5 protein-coding genes and 2 pseudogenes are annotated in these 5,813 nt (G+C 63.5%); 5 read left to right on the top strand and 2 right to left on the bottom strand.

Features of this window, described 5'->3' with window-relative positions; all coding sequences use genetic code 11:
- The 3 genes and pseudogenes from VGD20_RS08155 to VGD20_RS08165 all read left to right on the top strand — a co-directional run.
- Positions 1-277: pseudogene (locus VGD20_RS08155) on the top strand (AIR synthase related protein); the annotation flags it as partial.
- Between the two features lie 126 nt (positions 278-403).
- Positions 404-2,659 (top strand): phosphoribosylformylglycinamidine synthase subunit PurL, encoded by a 2,256-nt coding sequence (gene purL, locus VGD20_RS08160; RefSeq protein WP_331133968.1) that lies wholly within the window; start codon positions 404-406, stop codon positions 2,657-2,659.
- Between the two features lie 95 nt (positions 2,660-2,754).
- Complete coding sequence (locus VGD20_RS08165) at positions 2,755-3,519, top strand: DUF72 domain-containing protein (RefSeq protein ID WP_331133969.1); 765 nt, start codon at positions 2,755-2,757, stop codon at positions 3,517-3,519.
- Between the two features lie 6 nt (positions 3,520-3,525).
- Here the strand turns inward: VGD20_RS08165 and VGD20_RS08170 are convergent, their stop codons facing one another.
- Positions 3,526-3,864, bottom strand: coding sequence for a helix-turn-helix domain-containing protein (locus VGD20_RS08170; protein ID WP_331133970.1), 339 nt, complete (start codon positions 3,862-3,864; stop codon positions 3,526-3,528).
- A 135-nt stretch (positions 3,865-3,999) separates the two neighbouring features.
- On the opposite strand from VGD20_RS08170, the gene VGD20_RS08175 reads away from it, so the two are divergent.
- Positions 4,000-4,647 (top strand): flavodoxin family protein, encoded by a 648-nt coding sequence (locus tag VGD20_RS08175; RefSeq protein ID WP_331133971.1) that lies wholly within the window; start codon positions 4,000-4,002, stop codon positions 4,645-4,647.
- 72 nt (positions 4,648-4,719) lie between these two features.
- Here the strand turns inward: VGD20_RS08175 and VGD20_RS08180 are convergent, their stop codons facing one another.
- Complete coding sequence (locus VGD20_RS08180) at positions 4,720-5,499, bottom strand: Coq4 family protein (RefSeq protein WP_331133972.1); 780 nt, start codon at positions 5,497-5,499, stop codon at positions 4,720-4,722.
- Between the two features lie 129 nt (positions 5,500-5,628).
- Here VGD20_RS08180 and VGD20_RS08185 point away from each other — a divergent pair.
- A pseudogene (locus VGD20_RS08185) lies at positions 5,629-5,813 on the top strand (DUF418 domain-containing protein); the annotation flags it as partial.

The following is a 5,813-nucleotide window of genomic DNA, read 5'->3' on the forward strand; positions in this document are numbered from 1 at the left end:
CCTCAAGGCGCTGGGCCGTGAGCCGAACCTCGTCGAGCTCGGCATCTTCTCGGTCATGTGGTCCGAGCATTGCAGCTACAAAAGCTCGCGCATTCATTTGAAGAAGCTGCCGACCGAAGCCCCGTGGGTGATCTGCGGCCCGGGCGAGAACGCCGGCGTCATCGACATCGGCGACGGCGACGCGGCGATCTTCAAGATGGAGAGCCACAACCACCCGAGCTACATCGAGCCCTACCAGGGCGCCGCGACCGGCGTCGGCGGCATCCTGCGCGACGTTCAACCGCTGGTGAAGCCGTCGGCCACCCTCGCCTCGCGCTAAACCGTCTCTCCGACCGCAGACCCCGTGGTGCAAAATGCATCATGGGGCCTGTTCGTTTCGCGCGCACGGGGTTAAAGGCGCGCCATGACTCAGACCGCAACCGCGCCCGCCTCCGTCATCACCCCCGAGATCGTTGCCGAACACGGCCTGTCTCCGGAAGAATATGAGCGTGTTTTGCACGCGCTCGGGCGCGAGCCGAACCTTGTCGAACTCGGCATCTTCTCGGTCATGTGGTCCGAGCATTGCAGCTATAAAAGCTCGCGTCTCCATTTGAAGAAACTGCCGACCGAAGCGCCCTGGGTGATCTGCGGCCCCGGCGAGAATGCCGGCGTGATCGACATCGGTGAAGGCGAAGGCGGCAGGAAGCTTGCCGCGATCTTCAAGATGGAGAGCCACAACCATCCGTCTTACATCGAACCCTATCAGGGTGCCGCGACCGGCGTCGGCGGCATTCTCCGCGATGTCTTCACGATGGGCGCGCGTCCGGTCGCGAACCTCAACGCGCTGCGCTTCGGCCGTCCCGACCACCCGAAGATGAAGCACCTCATCTCGGGCGTCGTCCACGGCATCGGCGGTTACGGTAATTGCGTCGGCGTTCCGACCGTCGGGGGTGAGGTCAATTTCCACAAGGCCTATGACGGCAATATCCTCGTCAACGCGATGACCGTCGGCGTCGCCGAACAGGACAAGATCTTCTATTCGGCCGCATCGGGCGTCGGCAATCCGATCGTCTATGTCGGCTCGAAGACTGGCCGCGACGGCATCCACGGTGCGACAATGGCCAGCGCGGACTTCGGCGAGGACGCCGAGGAGAAGCGCCCGACGGTTCAGGTCGGCGACCCCTTCACCGAGAAATTGCTGATCGAGGCGTGCCTCGAACTGATGGCGTCGGACGCGATCGTCGCGATCCAGGACATGGGCGCCGCGGGCCTGACCTCCTCATCGGTCGAGATGGCGTCGAAGGGCGGGGTCGGCCTCCACCTCAAGATGGACGACGTGCCGCAGCGCGAAACCGGCATGACGGCGTATGAGATGATGCTGTCCGAATCGCAGGAACGCATGCTGATGGTCCTGAAGCCCGGCAAGGAAGAGTTCGCAAAGGCGATCTTCCACAAATGGGAACTCGACTTCGCGGTCATCGGCACCGTCACCGATACCGGGCGCATGGTGCTCGAACATCATGGCGAGATCGTCTGCGACATTCCGCTCGCGCCGCTCGCCGACGACGCGCCGCTCTACGACCGCCCGCACGTCCCGACGCCGAAGCAGCCCGAACTGGCGAATGTTCCGGAAACTCAAGACGTCGCAGCCGACCTCAAGACGTTGATGGGCACCCCCGACATCGCCAGCCGCCGCTGGATTTGGGAACAATATGACAGCCAGGTCGGCGCCGACACGGTGCAGACCGGCGGCGACGCCGCATTGGTCCGCATCCACGGCACCAACCGCGCGCTCGCGATGTCGACCGACTGCACCCCGCGCTATTGCTACGCCGACCCGGTCGAGGGCGGCAAGCAGGCGGTCGCCGAAACCTGGCGCAACATCAGCGCGGTCGGCGCCACGCCCCTGGCGATCACCAACTGCCTCAATTTCGCCAATCCGCAGCGCCCCGAGATCATGGGCCAGATCACCGGCTGCCTCGACGGAATGGCGCAGGCGTGCCGCGCGCTCGACTATCCGATCGTGTCGGGTAACGTCAGCCTCTATAACGAGTCCAAGGCGACCGGCGGCGGCAGCGCAATCCTGCCGACCCCCGCGATCGGCGGCGTCGGGGTGATCGAGGATCTGGGCAAGGCGGTCGGCATCGGCTTCAAGCGCACCGGCGACATCGTGCTCGCCGTCGGCGAACGCGCCGGCCATCTTGGCCAGTCGGTGTGGCTGCGCGAGATTCTCGGCCGCGAAGAGGGGCCGCCGCCGCCCGTTGACCTTCGCGCCGAAAAGCGCACCGGCGACTTCATCCGCGGCGCGATCAACGCCGGCTGGATCACCGCTTGTCACGACGTCTCCGATGGCGGCATGGCCGTGACGCTCGCCGAGATGGCATTGAAATCGAACATCGGCGTGCTCGTCAGCGAGGAACAGCCGTTCGGCGTCGCCGAAAGCTTCTTCGGCGAGGATCAGGGCCTCTACCTCGTCACCGTCTGCGACACCTGCCTCGCCGACTTCCTCGACGCCGCGGGCCGCGCCGACGTGCCGGTCGATCCGGTGGGCCGCACGATCAAGGACCGCATCGTCTTCGAACTGGAGGGCAGCGACCATCAGGTAACGCTGGCGGAACTTCGCGAAGCGCATGAGGGCTTCTTCCCGAATTTGATGGGAGCCGACGCGGCGCTCGCATAATACATCTTCCGTCATTGCGAGCGTAGCGAAGCAATCCCGAGCGGGTTACGCTACGCTGGATTGCCGCGTCGCTTCGCTCCTCGCAATGACGACGCATGATTTGCACGGGAGGAGACGGCCCAGTGAGCATCTATGTCGGAGTCGGAGGCTGGACCTTCGAACCATGGCGCGGCCCCTTCTACCCCGCCGGCCTCGCGCACAAGCGCGAGCTCGAATATGCCGGGCAGCATCTGACGGGCATAGAGATCAACGGCACCTATTATGGCAGCCAGAAGCCCGAGACATTTGCCAATTGGGCCGCATCGGTCCCCGACGGCTTCAAGTTCAGCGTCAAGGCGTCACGCTTCACGACCAACCGCAAAGTGCTGGCCGAGGGCGCGGCGTCGATCGAGAAATTCCTGACGCAGGGGCTGACGCGGCTCGGCGACCGGCTCGGTCCGATCCACTGGCAATTCATGGCGACTAAGAAATTCGATCGCGACGATTTCGCCGGCTTCCTCGACCTGCTTCCGGAAACGCAGGACGGTTTGAAGCTGCGCCATGCGATCGAAGTGCGGCACGAAAGCTTCCGCGATCCCGCCTTCGTCGAGATGGTCCGCGAACGAAACATGGCGATCGTCTTCGCCGACAGCGACGAATTCCCGTGCATCGACGAACAGACCGCCGATTTTACCTATGCGCGGCTCCAGCGGTCGCATGAGGATATCGAAACCGGCTACGACGCCAAGGCGCTCGACCATTGGGCCACGCGCGCGAAGGACTGGGCGAAGGGCGGCCGCGACGTCTATCTCTTCTTCATATCGGGCGCGAAGGTCCGCAATCCGGCCGCGGCTCAGGCGCTGATCGCCAAGCTCGGCTGACCGGCGTCAATGGCCGCCGGTGGCCGGGGATTGCAGATTATGTTTCCCCCACTCGCATAGCGGCGTCAGCGCTTCGTTGAGCGATGCCCCCAAGGGCGTAACCGAATAGTCGACGCGCGGGGGGACCTGATGGAACATCTCGCGATGAACGAGGCCGTCGGCCTCCATTTCGCGCAATTGCTGGATCAGCATTTTTTCGCTGATCCCGGCAATACGGCGCTTGAGCGCGCCGAAGCGCACGGGCGTGTCGTGCAGCTCCCACAGGATCAGCGCCTTCCACTTCCCGCCGATGATCCCGAACACCGGCCCGAGTCCGTCATTATAGGGTTGATTGCGTGTCGTCATGGTCGCCAATTCTTACCTGATGGTTAGTATATGACAAAATAGTGGGTAATTGATCAATTGAAAGTAACACGCCACCCCCTTTCGTCAACAAGACGCGGCAGCCGTGCCGTGTCCCACGCGAAAGGATCGGTCGATATGCCGGAAAAGCTGCTCATTCTTGTCGGAAGCCCGCGCCGCAACGGAAACAGCGCAACACTTGCCGAGGCTGTCCGGCGCGGCGCCGAGGCGGCGGGCAGCGATGTCGCGCTGCGATTTGTCGATGATCATATTTCGGGATTTCTGCGCGATTGCCGCACCTGCCGCGGCCCCGATGGCGAATGCGCGATCGACGACCGCTATCGCGCGCTCTTCTTCGACGAGTTTTTGCCCGCGCGCGGGGTGATCTTCTGCTCGCCCATCTACTGGTACGGCATGTCCGCACAGGTGAAGGCGTTCTTCGATCGCAGCTTCTGCTATTATGCCGCCTCCTATCCGGGATCGGGGGAGGCGCTTGCCGCGATGGCGCGCAAACGGCTCGGGCTGGTGCTGGCGTCCGAGGAAACCTATCCCGGCGTGGCGCTCGGCCTCGTCCACCAGATCCAGGAATTTTCCCGCTACACGAATTCGGACTTTGTCGGCGTGGTGCGCGGCGCCGGCAACAGCCGCGGCGAGGTGCGCAGCGATCCGTCGAACCCGGTCGCGGACGCCGAACGTCTGGGCCGCGAGATTTTTTCGCGGGCCTATTCGGACTACCGGCTCGAAACGCCGCGCAGCCCGCGCGTCTGGCCGGAGAATGCGGGTTAGACCCCGGTTGCCGGCAGAAAAAGGCAACCCTCGCCCCGGTCCCGGCTTTCGCCGGCGACCGAGGGTGGAGGGTCAGGCCATCGCAGCCTTCGCGGCGAGGAAGTTGTACGGATCGATCCCGCGGTTGCGGTACGCGCGGTGCGCTTCCTGATAGAGCGTCGGCTCACCGATGCCGAGACGCGCGCGGGCGGCGTCGAGCGGTTCGGCCAGGAGCGAGCGGATATCCTGCTCGATGATCGCCTTCGCCGCCTTGCCGTGGCGCTGGCCCTGCCGGATCGCGCCCATCACCGGTGCGTCGCTCTTGATACTGCGCTTGACTTCGTAACCGCCGGCATAGGCGATGAAGAAATTGCCGTAATTGCCCGTCTGGCCATAAGTGAAGCCAAGCACGCATTGTTCGCCGAGCGCGTCGCGACCATAGCCGGTCAGGATATGGAACAGGTCGTGCGTGTCGCGCAGGCGGTTCGAATACCATTGCACCTGATCGTCATATTGCGGGCGGCCCATCTTGTCGCTTTCGGCGACGAGGCCCGCAGCCGACAGGCCTTCGCGGCGCATGAAGGTGACATAGGCGTGGCCGACCGTGCCCTCGGGCAGTTCGTCGATCCAGCTATGATCGTCGAGCAGGTCGGGCAAATAGGGTTCGCGTTCCATCAGCTTGCGGCCGAAATCGCTTTCGACGAAGGCGCGGGCGTCATCCATGAAGCCCTTGCGTGGCAGGTTTTCGAAGATGTGGAACACCTGTTCGGTGTCTTCCTTGTCCTTGATCAGGTTACGGAAATGCTGGAACGCCTTGAACGGGCGGAACTTCGCGGGGATGCGGTCGGGGTGAGAGAAGAGAGTGGGGGTCATGGGTCGTTCCCGTTCGAATCATTGATGCTGTCCAGATAACATTACTGACATAGATGTCAATAGCAGGTTAAAGCGCTGGACGGATCATCGCCCCAGCCGTTATAGGCGAATAATACAGTGGAGGGCGATATGCGCGAAGATAGACCAGTTGCGAGCGAACGCCTCGTCACCCTCGACGCGCTGCGCGGCTTTGCCGTGATGGGCATTTTGGCGATGAACATCGTCGCCTTTGCGATGCCCGAAATGGCCTATGTCTCGCCCAAAGCCTATGGCGGCGAAACGGGGTCGGACATCGCCGCCTGGGCGCTCGGCTT

It is taken from the genome of Sphingopyxis sp., assembly GCF_036402335.1.
Taxonomy (GTDB): domain Bacteria; phylum Pseudomonadota; class Alphaproteobacteria; order Sphingomonadales; family Sphingomonadaceae; genus Sphingopyxis.

Coding starts and splice junctions, on each gene's coding strand:
- VGD20_RS08165 (WP_331133969.1), top strand. CDS start 2,755: ATGATTTGCACGGGAGGAGACGGCCCAGTGAGCATCTATGTCGGAGTC.
- VGD20_RS08175 (WP_331133971.1), top strand. CDS start 4,000: ATGCCGGAAAAGCTGCTCATTCTTGTCGGAAGCCCGCGCCGCAACGGA.
- VGD20_RS08180 (WP_331133972.1), bottom strand. CDS start 5,499: ATGACCCCCACTCTCTTCTCTCACCCCGACCGCATCCCCGCGAAGTTC.
- VGD20_RS08170 (WP_331133970.1), bottom strand. CDS start 3,864: ATGACGACACGCAATCAACCCTATAATGACGGACTCGGGCCGGTGTTC.
- purL (WP_331133968.1), top strand. CDS start 404: ATGACTCAGACCGCAACCGCGCCCGCCTCCGTCATCACCCCCGAGATC.